The 22,886-nt window shown below is 71.9% G+C and carries 18 protein-coding genes, 1 tRNA gene and 1 other RNA gene; 6 read left to right on the top strand and 14 right to left on the bottom strand.

All coding sequences use genetic code 11. The annotated features are described in order from the left end of the window. The first annotated feature begins 16 nt into the window (after positions 1-16). Positions 17-784, top strand: a complete 768-nt coding sequence (locus QE381_RS14950; RefSeq protein WP_307219424.1) for an HAD-IIB family hydrolase — start codon at positions 17-19, stop codon at positions 782-784. Between the two features lie 20 nt (positions 785-804). Beyond that, positions 805-1,641, top strand: coding sequence for a DUF1295 domain-containing protein (locus QE381_RS14945; protein ID WP_307219422.1), 837 nt, complete (start codon positions 805-807; stop codon positions 1,639-1,641). On the opposite strand, the gene QE381_RS14940 is transcribed toward QE381_RS14945, so the two are convergent. The 4 genes from QE381_RS14940 to QE381_RS14925 all read right to left on the bottom strand — a co-directional run bounded on the left by QE381_RS14940 (position 1,642) and on the right by QE381_RS14925 (position 6,293). Then, complete coding sequence (locus tag QE381_RS14940) at positions 1,642-2,247, bottom strand: thymidine kinase (RefSeq protein ID WP_307219421.1); 606 nt, start codon at positions 2,245-2,247, stop codon at positions 1,642-1,644. 12 nt (positions 2,248-2,259) lie between these two features. Beyond that, the gene (gene mqo, locus QE381_RS14935) at positions 2,260-3,708 is read right to left on the bottom strand and encodes a malate dehydrogenase (quinone) (RefSeq protein ID WP_307219419.1); all 1,449 of its coding nucleotides are present in this window, start codon (positions 3,706-3,708) and stop codon (positions 2,260-2,262) included. Positions 3,709-3,801: 93 nt separating this feature from the next. Next, on the bottom strand, positions 3,802-4,872 hold the full coding sequence (locus QE381_RS14930) for an aspartate-semialdehyde dehydrogenase (protein WP_307219417.1): 1,071 nt from the start codon (positions 4,870-4,872) through the stop codon (positions 3,802-3,804). Positions 4,873-5,009: 137 nt separating this feature from the next. Further along, the gene (locus tag QE381_RS14925; RefSeq protein WP_307219415.1) at positions 5,010-6,293 is read right to left on the bottom strand and encodes an aspartate kinase; all 1,284 of its coding nucleotides are present in this window, start codon (positions 6,291-6,293) and stop codon (positions 5,010-5,012) included. 113 nt (positions 6,294-6,406) lie between these two features. On the opposite strand from QE381_RS14925, the gene QE381_RS14920 reads away from it, so the two are divergent. Beyond that, complete coding sequence (locus tag QE381_RS14920; protein WP_307219413.1) at positions 6,407-6,895, top strand: hypothetical protein; 489 nt, start codon at positions 6,407-6,409, stop codon at positions 6,893-6,895. A 9-nt stretch (positions 6,896-6,904) separates the two neighbouring features. On the opposite strand, the gene recR is transcribed toward QE381_RS14920, so the two are convergent. From recR to ffs, 7 genes are all read right to left on the bottom strand, one after another. After that, positions 6,905-7,498, bottom strand: a complete 594-nt coding sequence (gene recR / locus QE381_RS14915) for a recombination mediator RecR (protein WP_307219411.1) — start codon at positions 7,496-7,498, stop codon at positions 6,905-6,907. Further along, positions 7,498-9,597: a DNA polymerase III subunit gamma and tau gene (locus QE381_RS14910; protein WP_307219410.1), complete on the bottom strand. Its 2,100-nt coding sequence runs from the start codon at positions 9,595-9,597 to the stop codon at positions 7,498-7,500. Before QE381_RS14910 ends, recR begins: the two co-directional genes overlap by 1 nt. Positions 9,598-9,672: 75 nt before the next feature. After that, entirely contained in the window at positions 9,673-12,195 is a 2,523-nt protein-coding gene (locus tag QE381_RS14905) for a glycoside hydrolase family 65 protein (RefSeq protein ID WP_307219408.1), read from the bottom strand. Positions 12,196-12,258: 63 nt separating this feature from the next. Further along, a complete protein-coding gene (locus tag QE381_RS14900; protein WP_307219405.1) occupies positions 12,259-12,981 on the bottom strand; it encodes an HAD family phosphatase in 723 nt (240 codons plus the stop codon). 75 nt (positions 12,982-13,056) lie between these two features. After that, positions 13,057-14,289 carry an acetate/propionate family kinase gene (locus QE381_RS14895; RefSeq protein WP_307219403.1) on the bottom strand — a complete coding sequence of 411 codons (1,233 nt, stop codon included), beginning with the start codon at positions 14,287-14,289 and terminating at the stop codon, positions 13,057-13,059. A 142-nt stretch (positions 14,290-14,431) separates the two neighbouring features. Then, the gene (gene pta, locus QE381_RS14890; RefSeq protein ID WP_307219401.1) at positions 14,432-16,540 is read right to left on the bottom strand and encodes a phosphate acetyltransferase; all 2,109 of its coding nucleotides are present in this window, start codon (positions 16,538-16,540) and stop codon (positions 14,432-14,434) included. 181 nt (positions 16,541-16,721) lie between these two features. Continuing rightward, positions 16,722-16,818, bottom strand: an RNA gene (gene ffs / locus QE381_RS14885) — signal recognition particle sRNA small type. Positions 16,819-16,897: 79 nt separating this feature from the next. On the opposite strand from ffs, the gene QE381_RS14880 reads away from it, so the two are divergent. The 3 genes from QE381_RS14880 to QE381_RS14870 are packed head-to-tail and all read left to right on the top strand — an operon-like array spanning position 16,898 to position 21,398. After that, on the top strand, positions 16,898-17,908 hold the full coding sequence (locus QE381_RS14880; protein WP_307219399.1) for a MoxR family ATPase: 1,011 nt from the start codon (positions 16,898-16,900) through the stop codon (positions 17,906-17,908). A 3-nt stretch (positions 17,909-17,911) separates the two neighbouring features. Beyond that, positions 17,912-19,213 carry a DUF58 domain-containing protein gene (locus QE381_RS14875; RefSeq protein WP_307219397.1) on the top strand — a complete coding sequence of 434 codons (1,302 nt, stop codon included), beginning with the start codon at positions 17,912-17,914 and terminating at the stop codon, positions 19,211-19,213. Beyond that, the gene (locus QE381_RS14870; RefSeq protein WP_307219395.1) at positions 19,203-21,398 is read left to right on the top strand and encodes a DUF3488 and transglutaminase-like domain-containing protein; all 2,196 of its coding nucleotides are present in this window, start codon (positions 19,203-19,205) and stop codon (positions 21,396-21,398) included. The genes QE381_RS14875 and QE381_RS14870 overlap by 11 nt, the downstream gene beginning before the upstream one ends. Before the next feature lie 76 nt (positions 21,399-21,474). On the opposite strand, the gene QE381_RS14865 is transcribed toward QE381_RS14870, so the two are convergent. From QE381_RS14865 to QE381_RS14855, 3 genes are all read right to left on the bottom strand, one after another. After that, the gene (locus QE381_RS14865; RefSeq protein WP_307219393.1) at positions 21,475-21,879 is read right to left on the bottom strand and encodes an arsenate reductase ArsC; all 405 of its coding nucleotides are present in this window, start codon (positions 21,877-21,879) and stop codon (positions 21,475-21,477) included. 146 nt (positions 21,880-22,025) lie between these two features. Next, positions 22,026-22,117, bottom strand: a tRNA-Ser gene (locus QE381_RS14860). Positions 22,118-22,168: 51 nt separating this feature from the next. Continuing rightward, on the bottom strand, positions 22,169-22,858 hold the full coding sequence (locus QE381_RS14855; RefSeq protein WP_307219391.1) for a CoA pyrophosphatase: 690 nt from the start codon (positions 22,856-22,858) through the stop codon (positions 22,169-22,171). Positions 22,859-22,886: the final 28 nt, after the last annotated feature.

Raw genomic sequence — 22,886 nt, 5'->3', positions numbered from 1 at the left:
CCTCGCTGGAGCCCGCATGACCGTCGCCCCGAAGCTCGTCGCGTTCGATCTCGATGACACGCTCGCTCCGTCCAAGCAGGCATTGGACCCGCGGATGGCGCAGCTGCTGCTCGCGCTGGCCGAGCGGGTGGAGGTCGCGATCATCTCCGGCGGCCAGCTCGCACAGTTCCGCGCGCAGGTCGTCGAGCAGCTCCCCGACGCGGGCGACGAGGTCCTCGCCCGGTTCCACCTCATGCCCACCTGCGGCACCCAGTACTACCGCATCGACCCCGACGGGATCCGCACCGTCTACGCCCACGCCCTCACCGACGACGAGAAGACCCGCGCGCTGACCGCCGTCGAGGAGGAAGCCAAACGCCTCGGCCTGTGGGCCGAGCAGACCTGGGGTCCCATCCTGGAGGACCGCGGCTCCCAGATCACCTTCTCCGCCCTCGGCCAGCAGGCCCCCCTCGAGCACAAGACCGCGTGGGACCCCACGGGCGAGAAGAAGAACACCCTGCGTGAGGCCGTGGCCGCCCGCATCCCCGACCTCGAGGTCCGCTCCGGCGGATCCACCAGCGTCGACATCACCCACCGCGGCATCGACAAGGCCTACGGCATGCAGCGCCTCGCCGAGCAGACCGGCATCCCCCTCGACGACATGCTCTTCATCGGCGACCGCCTCGACCCCGACGGGAACGACTACCCCGTCCTCGCCCTCGGCGTCACCTGCCACGCCGTCGACGGCTGGCCCGACACCGCCGACTACCTCACCACCCTCATCCCCACCCTCCCCACCCGCTGAACGGCGGTAGCCTGGCGAGCATGGACCTCGCCGCGCTCACCGCCGTGATCGCCGTCGCCGCGGCGACGTGCGTCGCCTGCTGGGTGCTCTCGCTCATCACGAAGGACACCTCCTGGGTCGACCGCATCTGGTCGATCGTCCCGGTCGTGTACGTCTGGATCTTCGCGGGGTTCGCGATCGGCGCGGGGGTGGATGCGACGCGCCTGGTCGTGATGGCCGTCCTCGTCACCCTCTGGGGTGCCCGCCTCACGGCCAACTTCGCCCGCAAGGGCGGCTACGCCGGGGTGGAGGACTACCGCTGGGCGATCCTGCGCGGCCGCATGACGCCGTGGCAGTTCCAGCTGTTCAACGTGTTCTTCATCGTGCTGTATCAGAACGCGCTGCTCGTGCTCATCACGCTGCCGGCCTTCGTCGCCCTCCAGCATCCGACGCCCTTCGGCGCGTGGGACGTCGTCTGGTCGCTGCTGTTCGTCGCCTTCCTGGTCGGCGAGCTCACGGCCGACCAACAGCAGTGGGACTTCCACCGCGCCAAGCAGCGCGCCGGCGGGACGCTGGAACCCGGCTTCCTCACGACCGGCCTCTTCCGCTACAGCCGCCATCCCAACTTCTTCTTCGAGCAGGCGCAGTGGTGGGCGTTCTACGCGCTCGGGGCGGTCGCGGCATCCGGGCTCGGCGTCGTCGGCGGCGTGCTGAACTGGTCGATCGCCGGAGCGGCGCTGCTGACCGCGCTCTTCATCGGCTCGACCGTCTTCACCGAGTCGATCTCGGCGAGCAGGTACCCGGCCTATGCCGAGTATCAGCGGTCGACCTCGATGCTCGTGCCGCTGCCGCCGCGCCGGCGTCGACCGCACGCCTGATCAGGCGGCGCCCGCCTCGCGCAGATAGCACTCGGCACACATCGACTCGTAGGTGACGGTGTCGGCGCTCAGCTCGTCGATCGCGACCTGATCGCCGTCGAAGACGAAGCGTCCGCCCACCAGACGCGCGTTGAAGATCGCCTTCCGACCGCAGCGGCAGATCGTCTTCAGCTCCTCGAGGCTGTGGGCCACCTCCAGCAGCCGCGCCGAGCCGGGGAACGCCCGGGTGCGGAAGTCGGTGCGGATGCCGTAGGCGAGGACGGGGATGCGGTCGAGGACCGCGATCGCCAGCAGCTGATCGACCTGCTCGGCCGAGAAGAACTGCACCTCGTCCACGAGCAGGCATGCGAGGTCGTTCCCGGCATCCCGCATGCGGTCGCGCTCCGCCGTCACGAGCGCGCGGACGTCGTCGTCGGCGTGGATGAGCACGTCGACGTCCCGCTCGACGCCCAGGCGCGAGGCGATGCGCTCGGCGCCCTTCGTGTCGAGCGCGGGCTTGGCGAGCAGCACGTGCTGACCGCGCTCCTCGTAGTTGTACGCGGCCTGCAGCAGCGCCGTCGACTTGCCCGAGTTCATCGCGCCGTAGCGGAAGTAGAGCTTGGCCACGACGGTCGCCGCTCAGGCGGGGATGTGCAGCTCTTCGGCCGTGCGCGCGATGACCTCGTGCGCACGCGCCGGATCGGCGTTCAGCGTCGTGCCGTACGTCGGGATGAGCTCGGTGAGCCGGGGCTCCCACTCCGCGATGCGGTCCGGGAAGCAGGTCTTGAGCAGCCCCAGCATGATCGACACGGCCGTCGAGGCCCCCGGCGAGGCGCCGAGCAGGCCCGCGATGGAGCCGTCGGCGGAGGCGACGACCTCGGTGCCGAACTGGAGCTTGCCGCCCTTCATCACCTGCGCACGCTGTCCGGCGTTCAGGAGCTCCCAGTCGCCCGCCTCGGCGGTCGGCATGAACTCCCGAAGGCTGTCGATCTTGCGCTTGTGCGACTTCAGCAGCTCGGAGACGAGGTACTTCACGAGGTCCAGGTTCGTGACGGCCACCTTGAGCATGCTGCCGATGTTCGAGAACCGCACCTGGGAGACGATGTCCCACATGCGTCCCTTCTTCAGGAACTTGGGGCTGAAGGTCGCGAACGGGCCGAACAGGAGGGAGGGCTCGCCGTCGACCACCCGGGTGTCGAGGTGCGGCACCGACATCGGCGGGGCACCGATCGCCGCCTGCGAGTACACCTTGGCCTTGTGGCGGGCGACGATGGCCGGATCGCTCGTCTTCAGCCACTGCCCACCGATCGGGAAGACGCCGAAGCCCTTGATCTCGGGGATGCCGGACCGCTGCAGGAGCTTGATCGCCCAGCCGCCCGCCCCCACGAAGACGAAACGCGCGCTGATGCGTCCCGGCGAGCCGCCGATGCGGCGCCGGAAGCCGACGCGCCAGGTGCCGTCGTCCTGCCGCTTCAAGCTCTTCACCTCGGTGTCGAGGAGAACGTCGGCGCCGCGCTCTTCGAGCGCCGCGACGAGCTGCCGGGTGAGGGCCCCGAAGTCGACGTCCGTGCCGCCGGACACGCGCGTCGCCGCGAACGGCTCGTCCGCCTTGCGGCGCTTCTCCATGAGCAGCGGCGCCCACTGGTGGATGACGCGCGAGTCCTCGGAGTACTCGATCGTGTCGAAGAGCGCCTGGTTCTTGAGCGTCTCGTAGCGCTTGCGAAGGTAGTCGACATCCTTCTGCCCGCGGACGAAGGTCATGTGCGGCGCGGAGTTGATGAACGTCGAGGGCTCGTCGAGGATGCCGGCGTCGACGAGCGATGCCCAGAACTGCCGGCTCTGCTGGAACTGCTCGTTGATCGCGACGGCCTTGGACGGGTCGTTCGGGTCGGGCATGTAGTTCAGCTCGCAGAGGGCGGAGTGCCCGGTCCCCGCGTTGTTCCACGCGTTCGAGCTCTCCGCCGCGACCTCGCCCAGCCGCTCGAAGACGGCGATCTTCCAGTCCGGCTGCAGCTGCTGCAGGAAAGTGCCGAGGGTGGCGCTCATGATCCCGCCGCCGATCAGAACGACATCGTAGGTTTCACTCACCCGACGATTCTAGTTCTCGTGAGGGCAGCCGCTTCCGCCCGGGGGGACGTCCGGAAGGCAACAACCAGGATTCTTGACCGGCGGTGAACCCGCTCAGGCGGTGACGCCGAGCCGCGCAGCCACGAGCTCCGCGATCTGCACCGCGTTGAGGGCCGCGCCCTTGCGCAGGTTGTCGTTGGAGATGAACAGCACGAGCCCCTTGCCCTCCGGCGCGGACTGGTCGCGGCGGATGCGGCCGACGAAGCTGGGGTCCTTGCCCGCGGCGTAGAGCGGGGTCGGCACCTCTTCGAGGACGACGCCGTCGGCCTCGGCGAGCACCTCGCGCGCCCGCTCGGGCGTGATCTCACGCGCGAACTCGGCGTTGATCGAGAGCGAGTGTCCCGTGAACACCGGCACGCGCACACAGGTGCCCGCGACGCGGAGCTCGGGCAGCTCGAGGATCTTGCGGCTCTCGTTGCGGAGCTTCTTCTCCTCGTCGGTCTCGTTGTCGCCGTCGTCGACGAGGTTGCCGGCGAACGGGATGACGTCGAAGGCGATGGGGGCGACGTACTTCTCCGGCTCCGGGAAGTCGACCGCGGAGCCGTCGTGCACGAGGCGAAGGGTGTCGCCCTGCGCGAGCACGCCCTCGACCTGGCCGAGGAGCTCCTGGGCGCCGGCGAGGCCGGAGCCCGAGACCGCCTGGTAGGTGCTGACGATCAGGCGCTCGAGGCCGGCCTCGGCGTCGAGCGCCTTGAGGACGGGCATGGCGGCCATCGTCGTGCAGTTGGGGTTCGCGATGATGCCCTTGGGTCGGTCATCGATCGCGTGCGGGTTGACCTCGCTGACGACGAGGGGCACCTCGGGGTCGTTGCGCCAGGCGCTGGAGTTGTCGATCACGACGGCACCGGCCTCGGCGAAGCGCGGAGCGTGCGCGCGGCTGCCGGTGGCCCCGGCCGAGAACAGAGCGATGTCGATGCCGGACGGGTCGGCGGTCGCGACGTCCTCGACGATGACGGTGGCGCCGCCGAACTCGACGGCGCGGCCGGCCGAGCGGGCGGTCGAGAACAGCCGGAGCTCGCGGATCGGGAAGGAGCGCTCGGCGAGGATCTCCTGCATGACCGTGCCCACCTGGCCGGTGGCGCCGACGACGGCGACGGAGAGACCGGAGTCTGCGATGCGGGTCATGCGTGTTCCTCGATGTCTGCGACGGGATGCCGCCGGTTCGCGTGCGCGCGGGTCGGGATGAGCCGGCGCGGATCGCACGATTCTACCGTGGCCGCGTTCGGCACCGGCTCACCGCGTCATGCGCGTGCGGAAGCGGCTCAGCGGCCGGTGCCGGCGTAGACCGTCGCGTCGGTGTCGCCGTCGAGGCCGTAGGCGGTGTGCACGACGCGCGCGGCCTCGGCGATGTCGGCGGCGCGCACCACGACCGAGATCCGGATCTCGCTCGTCGAGATCATCTCGATGTTGATGCCGGCGGTCGACAGCGCCTCGAACAGTGTCGCGGACACCCCGGAGTGCGAGCGCATGCCGGCGCCCACGACCGACAGCTTGCCGATCTGGTCGTCGTGCACGAGGCTCTCGAACCCGATCTCGGCCTGCACGGCGGCGAGGGCCTTCAGCGCGGGCGTGGAGTCCGTCTTGGGCAGCGTGAAGGAGATGTCGGTGCGGGCCGTGGCCGCGGCCGACACGTTCTGCACGATCATGTCGACGTTCGCGCCCGAGCGCGCGACGATCGTGAAGATCTCGGCGGCCTTCCCGGGCACGTCCGGCACACCGATGACGGTGATCTTGGCCTGGCTGAGGTCGGTGGCGACCCCGGCGACGATCGGCTCTTCCATGTGGTCTCCCTCGGATGCGAGTTCGGGATGCGCGCCGGGCCCGACCCACGTGCCCTCACCGGAGCTGAACGTGGAGCGGGCGTGGATGAGCACGCCGTGGCGACGCGCGTACTCGACGGCGCGGATGTAGAGGACCTTGGCGCCGTTGGCGGCGAGCTCGAGCATCTCCTCGCTGGAGACGTGCGCGAGCTTCCGCGCGCGCGGGACGACGCGGGGATCGGCGGTGAACACGCCGTCCACATCGCTGTAGATCTCGCAGACGTCGGCCTTCAGCGCGGCGGCGAGGGCCACCGCGGTCGTGTCGGAGCCGCCTCGTCCGAGCGTCGTGATGTCACGGGTGTCGCGGTTGAACCCCTGGAAGCCGGCGACGATGACGATCGCGCCCTCGTCGAGCGCCTCGCGCAGCCGGATGGGGGTGACATCGACGATCCGCGCGGCGCCGTGGGTCGCATCCGTGATCATGCCGGCCTGGCTGCCGGTGAACGACCGCGCCTCGAAGCCCATCGAGTGGATCGCCATCGCGAGCAGCGCCATCGAGATGCGCTCCCCCGAGCTGAGCAGCATGTCGAGCTCACGCGGGGCCGGGATCGGCGCGACCTCGTTCGCGAGCTCCAGCAGCTCGTCGGTCGTGTCGCCCATCGCGGAGACGGCGACGACGACGTCGTGACCCGCGCGGCGGGTGTCGACGATGCGCTTCGCGACCCGTTTGATGCTCTCCGCGTCGGCGACCGACGAACCGCCGTACTTCTGCACGATCAACGCCACGTTGGAACTCCCCGGGATGACGGACGCGAGGATGCCGCATCCAACCGTCCATCTTATGCGCGACCGTATGCCTCGCCCGCCATACGGATGCAGCGCGGCGATAGCATCGCCCCGTGGACGTGATCGAGAAGTGGAGCGACTTCAACGTCGCGATGCTCGGCGCGACGGCGGCGCTGGCGGGTCTGGTGATCGTGGCGGCGACGATCAACATCACCCAGATCGTCAAGGAGACCGCCCTCACCTCGCGCCTCGCGAGCGCGATCACCGGGCTCGTCCTGGCGATCTCGGTGTGCACGGTGGGCCTCATCCCCGACCTGACGCCCGTCGTCTACGGGGCCGTCGGCGCAACGCTGGCTCTCATCGGCGCCGCCTTCGCCGCCTCGACCACGGTGCGGGTGTATCAGAGCCGTCATCCGGAGAACCGGGCGCGGCCGGTCAAGGCCGCTCTCGCGTTCGCTCCGCCGCTGGTCTACCTGGTCGGCGGGGTGCTGCTGCTCGCGGGCGCGCCGTTCGGTCTCGTCGTCTTCGCGATCGGGGCGCTGGCCGCGATCGCCGCCGCGCTCATGGTGTCCTGGGTGGTCCTCGTCGAGGTGCTGCGCTGACCCCGAGGGTCAGACCGTGCGACGTCCCTCGAAGGCGCGTCCCAGCGTGACCTCGTCGGCGTACTCCAGATCGCCGCCCACCGGGAGCCCGGAGGCGAGGCGGGTGACCTTGATCGACAGGGTCGTGAGCAGCCGGCTGAGGTAGGTGGACGTGGCCTCGCCCTCGAGGTTCGGGTTGGTCGCGAGGATGACCTCGACGACCGTGCCGTCGGCGAGCCGCTGCATGAGCTGGGCGATGCGCAGATCGTCGGGTCCGATGCCGGCGATCGGGCTGATCGCGCCGCCCAGCACGTGGTACAGCCCGCGGAACTCTCGCGTGCGCTCGATCGCGGCGACGTCCTTGGCGTCCTCGACGACGCAGATGAGGGTCGGGTCGCGACGGGGATCGCGGCAGATGGCGCAGCGGTCCTGCTCGGAGACGTTGCCGCACACCTCGCAGAAACGCACCTTGTCGCGCACGTCTCCGAGGAGGTGCGCGAGCCGCGACACGTCGAAGTTCGGCGTCTGCAGGATGTGGAACGTGATGCGCTGCGCCGACTTGGGTCCGATGCCCGGGAGCCGGCCGAATTCGTCGATGAGCTCTTGGACGATGCCGTCGTACATCAGTGGAAGGTCGCCTTCGGCTCGTAGGGCTCCTCACGGACGAAGCGCGCGCCGAGCATCTGCCGCACGACCGCCTCGCCGTAGCGCTGCGGCGCGCCGGGGGCGCTGCGGACGGGCTGCGGCACGACCGGGGGCGCCTGCGGCGGATCGACGACGTCGAGCTGCTCGCTCTCGTCGTCGTCATCGGAGGCGGGAACGACCTCGGCCGGCGGCAGCACCTCGCCCTCCCGCGGCGGCGAGAGCGTCGCGACGCGCGCGGTCGCGGATGCCGCCTCCTCGGGCTCGTCGTCGACGGCGAGCTGTGCGAGGGCGGCGGCGGGTCCGGGCTCGTCCGACGAGGTCGTCGGGATGGCGGCGACGGCCCACTCCGTGACGGGCGCCGAGGCGACCGGAGCCGACGGCGCAGGAGCGGACGGGCGCGGTGCGGCGGGCGCGGCGGGCGCGCCGGAGCCGGATGGGGGCGCAACCGGAGCCGCAGGAGCGCTCGGCGCGGGCCCCGACGACGGCGGGACGGCGCTGCCGCCTCCGCCGGGCGCGTCGTCGGCGTCGTGCCGGGCGATGTACTTGACGCGGATGCCGAGCACCGACTGGATCGCCTGCCGGAGGTCTTCGCTCGGGCCCTGGCCCGCGGCACGGCGCTTGAAGGCCGCGACGTCGGCTGCCGTCGGGAAGGCGAGGGTCAGGACGTCGCCCTCGAGTGCGGTGGCGCGCGCGTTGACCGCGATGAGCCAGGACGTGCGGCTGAGCTGCTCGAGCCGGGCCATCACCTCGGTCCAGGAGTCTCGCAGCCGCTGAAGGGTCACGGGCCCCGCCGGCACCTCGACGGGCGGCGCCGCGGCCGGCGGAGCCGCGGCCGGGGCGGCGGGCGAGGGCGCGGCGACGGGGGGCGAGGGCGCGGCGACCGAGGATGTGGCGGCGGGGGCTGCCGGCGCGGCGGGGCCGTCGGCTCGCGGCGTGCTCGACGCGGCGGGCGGCGCCGGCGCGACCGCGGGAGCCTCTGCGGTGTGGGCGAGCACGCGCGCGACCATGAGCTCGAGCTGCAGCCGCGGCGAGGTGGCACCGGTCATCTCGTCGAGGGCCGCGACGACGATGTCGGCCGTGCGCGAGAGTCGGTCGGCGCCGAACACGCCCGCCTGCCGCGACATCCGGCCAAGCTCGTCGACGGGGATGCCGCGCAGCACGGCGGACGCTCCGTCACCCGTCGCGGCGACCACGATCAGATCGCGGAGCCGTTCCAGCAGGTCTTCGATGAAGCGACGCGGATCCTGGCCCGTCTGCACGACCCGGTCGATGGCCGCGAAGGCGGCCGCCGCATCCCGGTCGCCCAGGGCGTCGACGATCGCGTCGAGCAGCTCGCCGTGCGTGTAGCCGAGGAGCGCGACCGCCCGCTCGTAGGCGACCAACGGCCCCTCGGAGCCCGCGATGAGCTGGTCGAGCAGCGAGAGGGTGTCGCGCGGGGACCCGCCGCCGGCGCGGACGACGAGCGGCAGCACGCCCGCCTCGACCTGCACGCCCTCCTGCTCGCACAGCTGCTGCACGTACTCGAGCATCGCGGCCGGCGGCACGAGCCGGAACGGGTAGTGGTGCGTGCGCGAGCGGATGGTGCCGATGACCTTCTCGGGCTCGGTCGTGGCGAAGATGAACTTGACGTGCTCGGGGGGCTCCTCGACGAGCTTCAGCAGCGCATTGAACCCCTGCGGGGTGACCATGTGCGCCTCGTCGAGGATGAAGATCTTGAACCGATCGCGCGCCGGCGCGAAGATCGCCCGCTCACGGAGGTCTCGCGCATCGTCGACGCCGTTGTGGCTCGCCGCGTCGATCTCGACGACGTCGAGCGACCCGCCGCCGCCGCGCCCCAGCTCGACACAGCTGTCGCACACGCCGCAGGGGGTGTCGGTCGGGCCCGCCGCGCAGTTGAGGCAGCGGGCGAGGATGCGCGCCGAGGTGGTCTTGCCGCAGCCGCGAGGGCCCGAGAACAGGTAGGCGTGCCCGATGCGGTCGGCGCGCAGCGCCGTCATGAGGGGATCGGTCACCTGCGACTGGCCGATCATCTCGCCGAACGCCTCGGGGCGGTAGCGGCGGTAGAGGGCTGCGGTCACGGAGACAGCCTACGCGTGACGGCCGACATCGCGCCCGCCGTCGGTCCCGCCCCGCGCGGAGCCCCCGCCGCGCGCTCAGGCGTCGAGGGGGGCCTCCGCGTCCCCCGCGACCTGGACCGTGCCCGTCACGACGGGCAGCGAGGTCGTGAGCGTGGGCACGGAGGCCGACAGCAGCGTGCCGTCCTCACGACGCGCATCGGCGAACATGCGCAGCGTCGGGCGACCCGGACGGACCGGGCCCTGCGTCGCGAGCGGCACGACGACCTCGCCGCCCTCGCCCACCGTGTACTCCGAGCCGCGCACGCGGAAGGACACGGGTGCGCCGTCCTCCGCCCGCACGATCATCTCGTCGCGGCGCAGCGTGATCCGCAGGAGCGTGCCGTGCCAGGCGAGGGTGTAGGCCAGCTCCGGCCAGCCCGCGGGGAGCCGCGGGTCGAAGGTGAGCGACCCGAAGTGGTCGCGCATGCCGCCGAAGCCGCACACGAGCGAGGTCCACACCCCTCCCGCCGACGCGACGTGAACGCCGTCCGCGGCGTTGTGGTGCAGGTCGGCGAGGTCGACGAAGATGCCGTCGAGGAAGTACTCCAGGGCGAGCTCCTGGTAGCCGACCTCGGCGGCCAGGATGGACTGGACCACGCCCGACAGGGTCGAGTCACCCGTGGTCAGCGGGTCGTAGTACTCGAAGTCGGCCAGCTTCTCCTCTGCCGTGAAGTGGTTGCCCTGCAGGAACAGCGCCAGCACGACATCCGCCTGCTTGAGCACCTGGTAGCGGTAGATCACGAGCGGGTGGAAGTGCAGCAGCAGCGGGCGCTGATCGTCCGGCGTGTTCTCGAGGTCCCAGATCTCGCGCTCGAGGAAGACCGCGTCCTGCGGGTGGATGCCGAGCGCCGGGCTGAACGGGATGTACATCGCCTCGGCGGCGCGCTCCCACTCGTCGGCCTCCTCCGGCTCCAGCTTGAGCCGGTCCACCAGCCGCCGGTAGTCCTCGGGCGAGTCCATCTGCATCTCGCGGATCGTGCGGGCCGCGAATCGCAGGTTGAACCGCGCCATGACGTTCGTGAACAGGTTGTCGTTGACGACCGTCGTGTACTCGTCGGGACCGGTCACACCATGGATGTGGAAGGTGTCCTCGCCGTCGATCTCCTCGCGCCAGAAGCCCAGCGTCGCCCAGAGCCGCGCCGTCTCGACCGCGATGTCCGCCGCCTCGCGATAGAGGAACTCGACGTCCCCCGTCGCGCGCACGTACTTCGCGAGGGCGAAGCTGACGTCGGCGTTGATGTGGTACTGCGCGGTGCCCGCCGCGTAGTAGGCGGAGGCCTCCTCGCCGTTGATCGTGCGCCACGGGAACAGCGCGCCCGCCTCGTTGAGCTGGAACGCGCGCCGTCGGGCCGCGGGCAGCATGAGCACCCGCATCCGCAGCGCGTTGCGCGCCCACTGCGGCGTCGTGTACGCGAGGAAGGGCAGGACGTAGATCTCGGTGTCCCAGAAGTAGTGGCCGCTGTAGCCCGAGCCCGAGACGCCCTTGGCGGGCACGCCCTGGCCGTCGGCGCGCGCGGCGGCCTGCGCGAGCTGGAACAGGCACCACCGGGTCGCCTGCTGCAGGTCGTCGCGACCGCCGATGCGCACGTCGGAGCGGTCCCAGAACGCGTCGAGCCAGGCCCGCTGCCGGGCGAACAGCTCGTCGACCCCGGTCTCCTCGGCGCGGTCGAGCGTGCGGCGGCAGCGGTCGACCAGCTCGCCCGCCGGCACGCCGCGGGACGTGTGGTAGCTCGCGAGCTTGGTCACGGTGACGGGAACTCCCGCGCGGGCCTCGACGCGGAAGGCCTGCTTCGCGATGTCGGGCTCGACCACGGCGCGCTCGGTGAACTCGTTCTCGGTCTCGATGAGGTGGTCGGCGGCGACCGCGATCGTCATGCCGGACTGCGCGACCCGGTAGCTCAGCACCGAGCGGGTGCCGCTCTGCCAGTACTCCAGCGGCAGCAGCACGCGATCGGCGAGGCGCTCGGCCTTGCGCGGGTCGAAGCCGGCCTTCTTCGAGACGCCGCTGCCGCCGTACACGTCCTCGCCGTCCTGGCGGTTCACGAGCTGGCAGTCGATCGTGACCGCGGCGTCGGCGTTCAGCACCGTGACCTCGATGCTCATGACGGAGAGGTGCTTCTCCTCGAACGACACCATGCGGCGGTACTCGACCCGCACGCGCTTCCCGGCGGGCGTGCACCACACCAGATGACGGGTGAGCACGCCCTCGCGCATGTCGAGCACACGCTCGTACTCCAGGACGTCGGCGACGTCGAACGAGAGCGGCTCGTCGTCGACGTAGACGCGCATGACCTTCGCGTCGGGCACGTTCAGGATCGTCTGCCCGACCTCGGCGAAGCCGTATGCCTGCTCGGCGTGACGGATGGGGAAGGTCTCGTGGAAGCCGTTGATGAACGTGCCCTGCTCATGTCCGAACCTCCCCTCGGGGTGGTTGCCGCGGAGTCCGAGATAGCCGTTCCCGACGGAGAAGAGGGTCTCCGTGACCCCCGTGTCCTCGAGCGAGAACGAGCGCTCGACCAGTCGCCACGGGTCGACGGGGAAGCGGTCGCGATCCATCATGGGCGTGCCTTCTGCCTCGGGTGTAACGGACGGACGGGCCGCTCGGGTCGCGCGGCCGACGGCTCAGTCTACGAATGCGGCGAGGTCGTCGACGACCACATCCGCGCCGGCGGCGGTCAGCGCCCGCTCGCCGACACCGCGGTCGACGCCGACGACGAGCCCGAAGCCGCCGGCGACGGCCGAGCGCACGCCGCTGAGGGCGTCCTCGACGGCGGCGCTGCGTGCGGGCTCGACACCCAGCATCCGTGCCGCCTCGACGAACACGTCGGGAGCGGGCTTGGAGGCCAGGTGGTCGCGCTCGGCGACGACGCCGTCCATGACGACGGGGAAACGGTCGCGGATGCCGGCCGCGGCCAGCACCTCCTCGGCGTTCTTGGAGCTGGAGACGACCGCCACCGGCACGCCGGCGGCCCGCAGCCGGTCGACGAGGCGCAACGAGCCGGGGTAGGGCGCGATGCCCTCGGCACGCAGGATGCGGGCGAACACCTCGTTCTTGCGGTTGCCGATGCCGCACACGGTGTTCTCGGCCGGGTCGTCGTCGGGGCTCCCCCAGGGCACCTCGACGTCGCGGCTGCGCAGCAGCCCGGCGACCCCGTCGTAGCGCTTCTTCCCGTCCAGGTGCTCGAAGTAGTCGGCCTCCGTGTACGGCGGCTCGACGCCCCAGGCCGTGAACAGCTCGGTGAACATCTGCTGCCAGGCGTGCATGTGCACCTCGGCGGTCGGGGTGAGCACGCCGTCGAGGTCGAAGAGCACGGCGTCGAACGAGGTGAGATCGGGCAGGGTCACGGAGCCTCCTGGTCGGTCCCGCCAGCGTAGTGGCGGCAGGTTACTGGCGGGTGTCGTGGCGGCGGCCCAGGCCGGTCAGCCGGCGACCTGGAGGGTCTGCCGGGCGATCTCGAGCTCCTCGTTCGTCGGGACCACGAGCACCGTCACCGGGGAGTCGTCGGCGGAGACGACCCGGATGCCGCGGCCCCGGGCCGCGTTTCGGACGGGGTCGATCCGCACGCCGGCGTAGCCGAGGGTGGCGACCGCCTGTGCGCGCACGACCGGCACGTTCTCCCCGACGCCGGCCGTGAAGCTGATGACGTCGGCCCCGCCGAGCTGGGCGAGGTAGGCGCCCGCGTAGGCGCGCAGGCGATGGATGTAGACGTCGAAGGCGAGCACGGCCGCGTCGTCGCCCTGCTCGACACGGGCGAGGATGTCGCGCATGTCGGACGCGCCCGCGAGCCCGACCAGGCCGGAGCGCTTGTTGAGCAGGTCGTCGAGCTCGTCCGTCGTCATGCGCGCACGCCGGGCGAGCTGGAGCAGCACCGCCGGGTCGAGATCGCCCGAGCGCGTGCCCATCACCAGGCCTTCGAGGGGGGTGAAGCCCATCGAGGTGTCGACCGAGCGGCCGCGGTCGACCGCCGTGACCGAGGCTCCGTTGCCGAGGTGGAACACGATCTGCCGGAGCTCGTCGAGCGGACGGCCGAGGAAGGCCGCCGCGGCCTCGCTCACGAACTTGTGCGAGGTTCCGTGGAAGCCGTACTTGCGCAGCCGGTAGCGGTCGGCGAGCTCGCGATCGATCGCGTAGGTGAAGGCCTCCGGCGGCATGGTCTGGTGGAACGCCGTGTCGAAGACCGCGACGTGGGGGATGTCGCCGAACGCCGCCCGTGCCGCCCGGATCCCCTGTACGGCGCCGGGGTTGTGCAGCGGCGCGAGCATCGAGAGGTCGTCGATGTTGATCTCGACGAGCGGCGTGATGAGCGTCGGCTCGAAGAAGCGCGCGCCGCCGTGCACGACGCGGTGCCCGACCGCGACCGGCGGCCGTTCGGCGAGCGACGGGCCGTTCTCGGCGAACGCCTCGAGCATGACGGCGAAGCCGGCCGTGTGATCGGGGATCGGCAGCTCGCGCTCGGTCGTGGCGTCGAGGACCGTCGGGGCCGCCGCATCCCCCTCGCCGAACGCGGCGGCGGTCACGGTGTGGCGCGCACGCCCGTCCGACTGGCCGATGCGTTCGACCAGTCCGGTGGCGAGCACGGCCTCCTGGGCCATGTCGATCAGCTGGTACTTGAATGATGACGACCCGCTGTTGACGACCAGGACGACGCTCATCGGCTCACTCTCTCCCCACCGCATCCCACATCCGCACACCCCTCCCCACCATGTCCCACTTCTGACCGCTCAGCACCCCGCTGAGCGGTCAGAAGTGGGACATGCATAGGGGGAAAGTGGGACATGGTGGTCATGGGCGGGGTCACTCTCCCTGCGCCTGGATGGCGGTGATCGCGATCGTGTTGACGATGTCGTCGACCAGCGCGCCGCGCGAGAGGTCGTTGATGGGCTTGTTGAGCCCCTGCAGCACGGGTCCGATCGCGACCGCGCCGGCCGACCGCTGGACCGCCTTGTACGTGTTGTTGCCGGTGTTGAGGTCGGGGAACACGAACACCGTCGCACGCCCCGCGACCTGCGAGCCCGGCATCTTCTTGGACGCGACGGCCGCGTCGGCGGCCGCGTCGTACTGGATCGGCCCCTCGACCGGCAGCTCGGGCGCGCGCTCGCGCACGAAAGCCGTCGCCTCGCGCACCTTCTCGACATCCGCGCCCGAACCCGACTCGCCGGTGGAGTAGGAGAGCATCGCGACGCGGGGCTCGATGCCGAACTGCGCCGCCGTCGCCGCCGACGAGATCGCGATGTCGGCCAGCTGCTCGGCGCTCGGGTCGGGGATCACGGCGCAGTCGCCGTAGACCAGCACGCGGTCGGCGAGCGCCATGAGGAACACGCTCGAGACGACGGAGACGTCCGGCCGGGTCTTGATGATCTCGAACGCGGGCCGGATGGTGTGCGCCGTCGTGTGCGCGGCCCCCGAGACCATGCCGTCGGCCAGGCCGCTGTGCACCATCATCGTGCCGAAGTAGGAGGAGTCGGTGATCGTGTCGGCCGCCTGCTGCAGCGAGACGCCCTTGTGCGCACGCAGCCGTGCATACTCCTCCGCGAAGCGGGTGCCGAGGATCGCATCGAAGGGGCTCACGACCTGGGCGTCGCGGATGTCGATCCCGAGCTCGATCGCACGCGCCCTGACCTCGATCTCCTCCCCGAGGATCGTGAGGTCGGCGATGCCACGGGCGAGCACGGTCGCGGCAGCGCGGAGGATGCGGTCGTCCTCGCCCTCGGGCAGCACGATGTGCTTGCGGTCGGCGCGTGCCCGCTCGATGAGGCCGTACTCGAACATGAGCGGCGTGACGACGGTGGGCCGTGCCAGCCCGAGCAGCCGGGTGAGCTCCGCACCGTCGATGTGCTGCTCGAAGAGCGCCAGCGCGGTGTCGTAGCGGCGCTGCGAGTCGGCGGCCAGACGTCCGCGCGCGTGCATGATCCGCACGGCGGTGTCGTAGGTGCCGCGCTCGGTCGTGATGATCGGCAGGCTCGACCCCAGCCCGTCGATGAGCCGGTCGATCGCCTCCGGCAGCGGGAACGGGCCGTTGAGCACGATGGCCGCGAGCGAGGGGAACGTGCCGGAGGCGTTCGCCAGCAGGGCCGCCAGCAGCACCTCCGTGCGGTCGGCGGGGATCACCACGACCGCGCTCTCGGTCAGGCGCGGGAGGACGTTGACCATCGACATCCCCGCGACGACGACGCCCAGCACCTCACGGGTGGTCAGCTCCGGGTCGCCCTTGATGAGCGTTCCGCCGACGGAACGGATGACGCCGCGCACGGAGGGGGCGACCAGGAACCGATCCTCGGGCAGCGCCCAGACCCGCACGCCGTCGCCGACGACGGCGCGGACGGCGGTGACCGTCGTGTCGAGGCGGTCGACCTCGACGCGGTTGGCGACGACCGCGAACAGCTCCGCGCGTGCGCTCTTGAGCTCGGCCAGGGTGAGCGCCGCGACCTGCGCGACCTCGTCGGGGGTGCGGGGGTCGCTCGTGCCGAGCGTCTCCCCCTCCCCCGGGAGCCCTCGACCGCCGAGGACGAGCAGCACGGGCGCGCCGAGGTTCGCGGCGATGCGGGCGTTGTACGCGAACTCGGCCGGGTTGCCGACATCCGTGTAGTCGCTGCCGAGGATCACGACGGCGTCGCACTGCGCCTCGACGGCCTTGAACCGCTCGACGATGCGGGCGAGCGCCGCGTCGGGGTCGGCGTGCACGTCGTCGTAGGTGACGCCGACGCAGTCGTCGTAGGAGAGCTGCACGCCGTCATGGCCGAGCAGCATCTCGAGCACGTAGTCCGGCTCCTCGGTGGAGCGGGCGATCGGTCGGAACACCCCCACACGTGCGACGGCATGGCTCAGCGCCTCGAGCACACCGAGCGCGATGGTGGACTTGCCCGAATGGCCCTCGGCCGAGGTGATCAGGATGCTCTGCGCCACCCGACCAGCCTAGGCGCTGCCCTCGCGGACGGTGCTCCGCATGTCTCGCCGTCGAGCTACCTTTCCCCGCCCGGATCCCCGCCGTTCCCCGCCCGGATCCTCGCCGTGCGCCGACATCCCCGAGTGCTGGGAATGTTCTCAGCAAATGCGGAGGAACCCTCGAAAGCAGGTGCGGGGCAAAAGAAAAGACCCTCCGCGCACCCGACAGAGCCTGGTTACCCTTGCTACGTTTCCGTCCTGGGGGAGTTGGCCTGGGTGCCGCCACGCGGAGAGCCGTGAACAGTCTAGCCCAGCCGGCCGAGGGGGTGCCGACCCGGGTTACGATCGCTGGAAGTGGCCCGACGCGGAGGAGTTCCGATGCCCGAGACAGAGCACGCCGTCGCCCCCGCGGACAGCTCGCACGTGGGTCCCGCCCGCTTCGCCGAGGTCACCGGGCGCATCAGCGCGTCGGTGGAGCGCGTCATCGACGGAAAACCGGATGCCGTCAGGGCCGCCCTCATCGCCCTGCTCGCCGAGGGCCACCTCCTCATCGAGGATGTGCCCGGCGTCGGCAAGACCATGCTCGCCCGCGCGCTCGCGGCGAGCGTGGCGGCCACGGTCCGCCGCATCCAGTTCACGCCCGACCTGCTGCCCGGCGACGTCACCGGCGTCTCGGTGTTCGACCCGGTCGCGCGCGAGTTCGAGTTCAAGCCGGGCGCGGTGTTCGCGCAGATCGTGATCGCCGACGAGATCAACCGCTCCTCCCCCAAGACGCAGTCGGCGCTGCTGGAGGCCATGGAGGAGCGGCAGGTCACGGTCGATGGCCGCTCCTACCGGCTCGCGGATCCCTTCCTCGTCGTCGCGACCCAGAACCCCCTCGACATGGAGGGCACCTATGCCCTGCCGGAGGCGCAGCGCGATCGCTTCATGATGCGCATCTCGATGGGGTATCCGGATGCCGCCGCCGAGGTCCTGATGCTGCGCCAGCGGGAGACCGCGAACCCGCTGGCCGATCTGCGCCCGGTGGTGTCGGCGGCCGAGGTGAGCGGGCTCATCGCATGGGCCCGCGGCATCCACGTCTCCCCCGCCGTCGAGGAGTACGCCGTCGCGCTCGCGCAGGCGACCCGGACCCACCCCGAGCTGAGGCTCGGCGCGAGCCCCCGTGCCACGCTGCAGCTCGTGCGCGCCGCCAAGGTGCAGGCGGCGCTCGACGGGAGGACCTTCGTGATCCCGGACGACGTCGCCCGCCTGGTGGTGCCGGTGTTCGCGCACCGGCTGATCCCCTCGCGCGCGGCGGTCGGGCGCGGCACCGACCCCGGCGAGCAGGTGACGGCGCTGCTCGAACGCATCGTGGGCACGATGCGGGTGCCCCTCGAGCCGCGCGGCTGAGAGATGCGCCGGATCCCGCTGACGCTCCGAGGCGCGGGAGCGCTGCTCCTGGCCGCCGCGTGCTTCGCGCTGGCCGCCCAGGTGGGGCTCGTCGGGCTGCAGATGCTGGGCGTGCTGCTGGTCGCCCTCGTCGCGGCGTCGGTGGTGTGGGTGTGGACCGTGCGCCGGGCAGCGGACGTCGCGCGCGCGGTCGCTCCGGCACTGCCCGCGGTCGGCGACACGGTCACGGTGCGGATGAGGATGCGGATGCGATCGGCGGCCGGGATGCCGGCGGGCCTCTGGCAGGACGCCGTGCCCGCCGGTCTGGAGGGCACGGCGTCGGGCGCCTGGGCCGCCGTGGGCTCGGGGTGGCGCGCGGATGAGCGGACGGCGGAACGCACCTACGCGCTGCGCGCGACCGAGCGCGGCGTCCACCTGATGGGCCCGCTCTCCGTGACCATCACGGACCCGTTCGGGATCGCGCGCCGCACGATCGAGCTCGGCGGGCAGACACGGCTCACGGTGACGCCGTCGCCGATCGGCCTCGCCCCGACGCCGGCGCCGCCCGGGAGGTCGGGCGGCGCCCACCCGACCCCTTCCCACCGATACGGCCAGGGCAACGACGATCTGGTCGCGCGCCCCTGGGCGCCCGGCGACTCCATGCGCCGCATCCACTGGCGCGCGACGGCACACCGCGACGAGCTCATGGTGCGGCAGGAGGAACGCGAGACCTCCCCGGAGGCGACGGTCGTGTTCGACCTCTCCAGCGAGCGGTTCTCCCCCGGCGCGAGCGCGCCCGGCGGCGACCCGCGCTTCGAGGTCGCGGTGACGGCGTGCGTGTCGGTGGCCGCGCGGCTCGTGCACGACGGCTTCGAGGTCGCGGTGACGGACGTGACCGGGCACCCGCTGTGCGAGACGATCGAGGCGGGCGACGAGGCGGGGATCGAGAGGATGCTGCTGGCCGCTGCCGCGCTGCACGTCGACGCCGGTGCGCCGCTGGCCGCGCTCGCCGCGCGCTTCGCGGGCGATGTCGCCGGACCGCTCGTGCTGGTGACCGGCGCCCTGCGGGAGGAGGAGGCGACGGCACTGTCGGCGGTGGCCGCCCACAGCACGCTGCCCGTGCTCCTCGCGATCGGCGCCGAGCCCGCGGTGGCGGGCGCCGCGCGGGGCTGGCGCGGTGGGGCCGTGACGGCGGCCACGGGCACACCCGACGAGGTGTGGGCACAGCTCGCGGGACCGGGCGCCGCGGATCGTGATCGCACGGGCTCGGAGATCGCCGCGGTCTGGTCCGCCGCGGTGGCGGGGGTGTCGCCTCGTGTCGCGTGACGACGCGCGCCTCGACGCCGCGCCCCGGGTGCCCTGGGCCGCTGCGCTCGGGGTCGAGCTCGCGCTGCTCGCCGCGCTCCTGCCGTCGCTGCGGGTGATCCAGTCCGGGCCGTGGCTGATCGGTGCGCTGGCGATGGCCGCGCTGCCGCTGGCGACCGGTCTGGCAACGCGGTGGCTGCGCTGGCGGGCGCCGTTCGTGGCGATCGCCGAGATCGTCGTGTGGGGCCTCGCGACGACGGTCGTGTTCTTCCGCGACACCGCGTGGTTGGGGTTCCTCCCGGACCCGGGTGTCCTGCGGCGCGCGGCCGATGACGTGGCGGCGACGTTCGGGCAGATGACGGTCGAGACGCCCCCGCTGCCGGTCACGCCGGAGGTCGCGTTCTTCCTCGTCTCGGCGACGGCGATGCTCGGGATCGTGCTCGACTACGTCGTCATCACGACCCGGCTGCCGTTGCTCGGCGCGGTCGCGGTCGTCGCGGTCTGGGCTGCGCCGGCGGTGGCGGTTCCCGGCCGCAGCGACGTGTGGAGCTTCGTGCTGCTGGGTGTCGGCATCCTCGTTCTGGTGTGGACCGAAGCCCGCTCGCGTCCGGGTGCGGACCGGCGTCTGTGGAGCGCGGCCGGCGCCGGTGCGCTGGCGATCGGGACGGTCGCGGTCGTCACGGCGCTCGTGGTGACGCCGTTGCTGCCGGCGCCGGTCGCCCGTGTGAGCCTCGGCGGGAGCGGCGGCACCGGGATCGACGCCTCGCTGCAGCTCGGCGACGACCTGCGGCGCCCCAACCCGTCGAAGGTCCTCGAGGTGCGTTCGACGCTCGGCGGGGCGCCGTACCTGCGGGTGGCGAGCCTGTCGCGCCTGGAGGGCGAGAACTGGCAGCCCGACCGCGGTGACCTCGGCGGCGGGTTCGCACCCGTGCCCGTCGACCCGGGGATTGCGACGACGGATGTCGAGACCGACATCGACATCGATGGCTTGCGTTCGCGCTACCTGCCGGTGACGTTCCCGGCCACGTCGGTCGAGGGCCTCACCGGCTCCTGGGGCGTGCTGAGCGAGAACCGCACGGTCGTCGCGATCGATGCGGACTCCTCGGATCAGTCGTACGCGGTGAGCAGCACGGTGCCGCGCCCGACCCTCGAGCAGATCCGCGGCGCCGCGGCCGCCGGAGTCGATCCCGCCTACACGGCGGTGCCGGCCGACACTCCGGAGATCGTGTCGCAGCTCGCGGATCAGGTGACGGCGGGCGCGACGACCGCCTACGACCGGGCGGCGGCGCTGCAGAGCTGGTTCCGCTCGAGCGAGTTCCGCTACTCCCTCGACGCTCCGGTGGCGGACGGGTTCGACGGCTCGGGCGTGCAGGCGGTCGCGGACTTCCTCCGCGTCCGCGCGGGCTACTGCGTGCACTTCGCGTCGGCGTTCACGCTCATGGCTCGGGAGCTCGGGATGCCGACGCGCATCGTCGTGGGCTATCTGCCCGGCACTGCGACCGGCCGCGTCGTCGACGGCAACCCGGTCTATGCGGTCACGAGCGACCTGCTGCACGCCTGGCCGGAGGTCTACTTCGAGGGCATCGGCTGGATCGGGTTCGAGCCGACCAACAGCCTCGGCACGCCGCCGGTGTTCTCAGGCAGCGGCTCCGCGAGCGACGCGCCGACGTCCGCTCCGACGACGGCTCCTGTGCCGACGGCGAGCGCGCCCGCCGCTCCCTCCGCCTCGGCGACCCAGCCTGCGGAGGAGCTCCCCGACGCCCCGGTCGGGACGCCGACTTCACGGGGCTGGTCGGTGACGGGCATCGTGCTCCTCGCGATCGTGATCCTGCTCGCGGTGCCGGGCACGATCGCCGCGCTGCGCCGGCGGCGGCGGATCCGACGCGGCGGGGCCGCCGCATCCTGGCTGCTCGTGCAGGAGACCGCGATCGATCTGTGGATCCCGGTGCGCTCGAGCGACACCCCGCGCGGCCTCGGCGCGCGGCTGACGGCGGCGGGCGCACCGCCGGAGGCCGTCGCGGCGCTCGTCGCGGCGATCGAGGTGGCGGGCTACGCGCCCGCCGACGAGGAGCGCGCCGATCCGTTGCGGGACGCGCTCGCGGTGCGGCGCGGACTGTTGTCCGCGGCGACGCCCGCACGCCGGGCGCTCGCGACACTCGCGCCGCGCTCGCTCGTGGTGCGCCCGGGCACGGCGTTCGCCGGCTGAGCTGTCATCGCGCTGTACGCCGACGGGGGATGCGGCCGCAGGAGGGCTCGGTGCGACGCCGGAGGGCCGCGCCCTCCTACGAGAGGCTGGCGATGAGCTGCTGCACGCGCCCCTTGATGTCGTCACGGATCTCGCGCACGACGTCGACCTCCTGGCCTGCGGGGTCGGTGAGCTGCCAGTCTTCGTATCGTTTGCCGGGGAAGATCGGGCAGGCGTCCCCGCATCCCATCGTGATGACGACATCCGCCTGGCGCACGGCGTCCGTCGTGAGGATCTGCGGTGTCGCGTGCGAGAGGTCGATTCCGTCTTCGGCCATGACGGCGACGGCCGCGGGGTTGACCGTGTCGCCGGGCTCGCTGCCCGCCGAGTAGACGTCGATCCGCTCGCCGGCGAGCGCTCGGAGATACCCCGCGGCCATCTGAGAGCGACCGGCGTTGTGCACGCAGACGAAGAGAACGGCGGGCTTGGTGGAGTCGGGCATCGCGTTCCTCGGTCCGGTCATGGGGGCGACACCATTCTCCTCGCGCGGCGCAGACCCTCGCGTCACGCGCCCCGGCTCACTCCCGAGCCGCGTGCACCGCGAACGCGAGAGTCCCGCCCGAATTCTCGTTCGGACGGGACTCTCCGTGGCGGAAGTGACAGGATTTGAACCTGCGAGACGAGTTACCCCGCCTACATGGATTCCAGCCATGCTCCTTAGGCCGCTCGGACACACTTCCAATCGTCGATCCTATCATCGCGGCGCACCCCGTCCGGTGCGCGGGCTCCGATCACGACGGCAACGGGAGCTCCCGGCTGTGGTCCCAGGGCTCGGTCCAGCCGAGGGCGTCGAAGATGGCGTCGAGCAGCACCGCCGTGAACCCCCACAGCACCCGGCCGTCGCGCAGGCGGAACGCGGGGCCGCGCCTCTGCGCACCGCCGGCGTGCAGCACCGTGACGCCACGGTTGGCGGGGTCGAGGAGATCGGCGACGGGGATGCGGAACACCGCCGCCGACTCGGCGACATCCACCACACCGACCGGCGAGGGCCGTCGCCACCAGCCGATCACCGGCGTGACCAGGTGCCCCGACCGAGCCAGCGGCACCTCCCCGAGCGTGCCGAGCACTTCGACGCCCTCGATGTCGAGTCCTGTCTCCTCCCGAGCCTCGCGCAACGCCGTCGCCGCCGGGTGTGCGTCGGCGGGCTCGGCCCGCCCGCCCGGGAACGCGATCTGTCCGGGGTGGGACCGCAGGGTCTCGGCGCGCGCGAGCAGCAGCACGTCGAGATCGGCCGAGACCGCGGCATCCTGGGCTGCTCGATCGCTCGGCCGCGCATCGAGAACCCCGAAGAGGATCAACACGGCGGCGCGTCGAGCATCGTCGCCCACGGGAAGCCGGTTCAGGACGCGCAGGTCCGCGCCGTCCGCGGCGACCAGGGCGGCCAGCTGCGCCCGCGCGGTGGAGGGGGCGTCGTCGGGCACCCGATCAGGCTACGCCGCACGCCGCCCC

The sequence above is a fragment of the Microbacterium sp. SORGH_AS_0888 genome (assembly GCF_030818905.1).
GTDB lineage: Bacteria > Actinomycetota > Actinomycetes > Actinomycetales > Microbacteriaceae > Microbacterium.
Note: the sequence above shows the minus strand (reverse complement) of the source record. Positions and strands in the feature narration are given on the sequence as shown.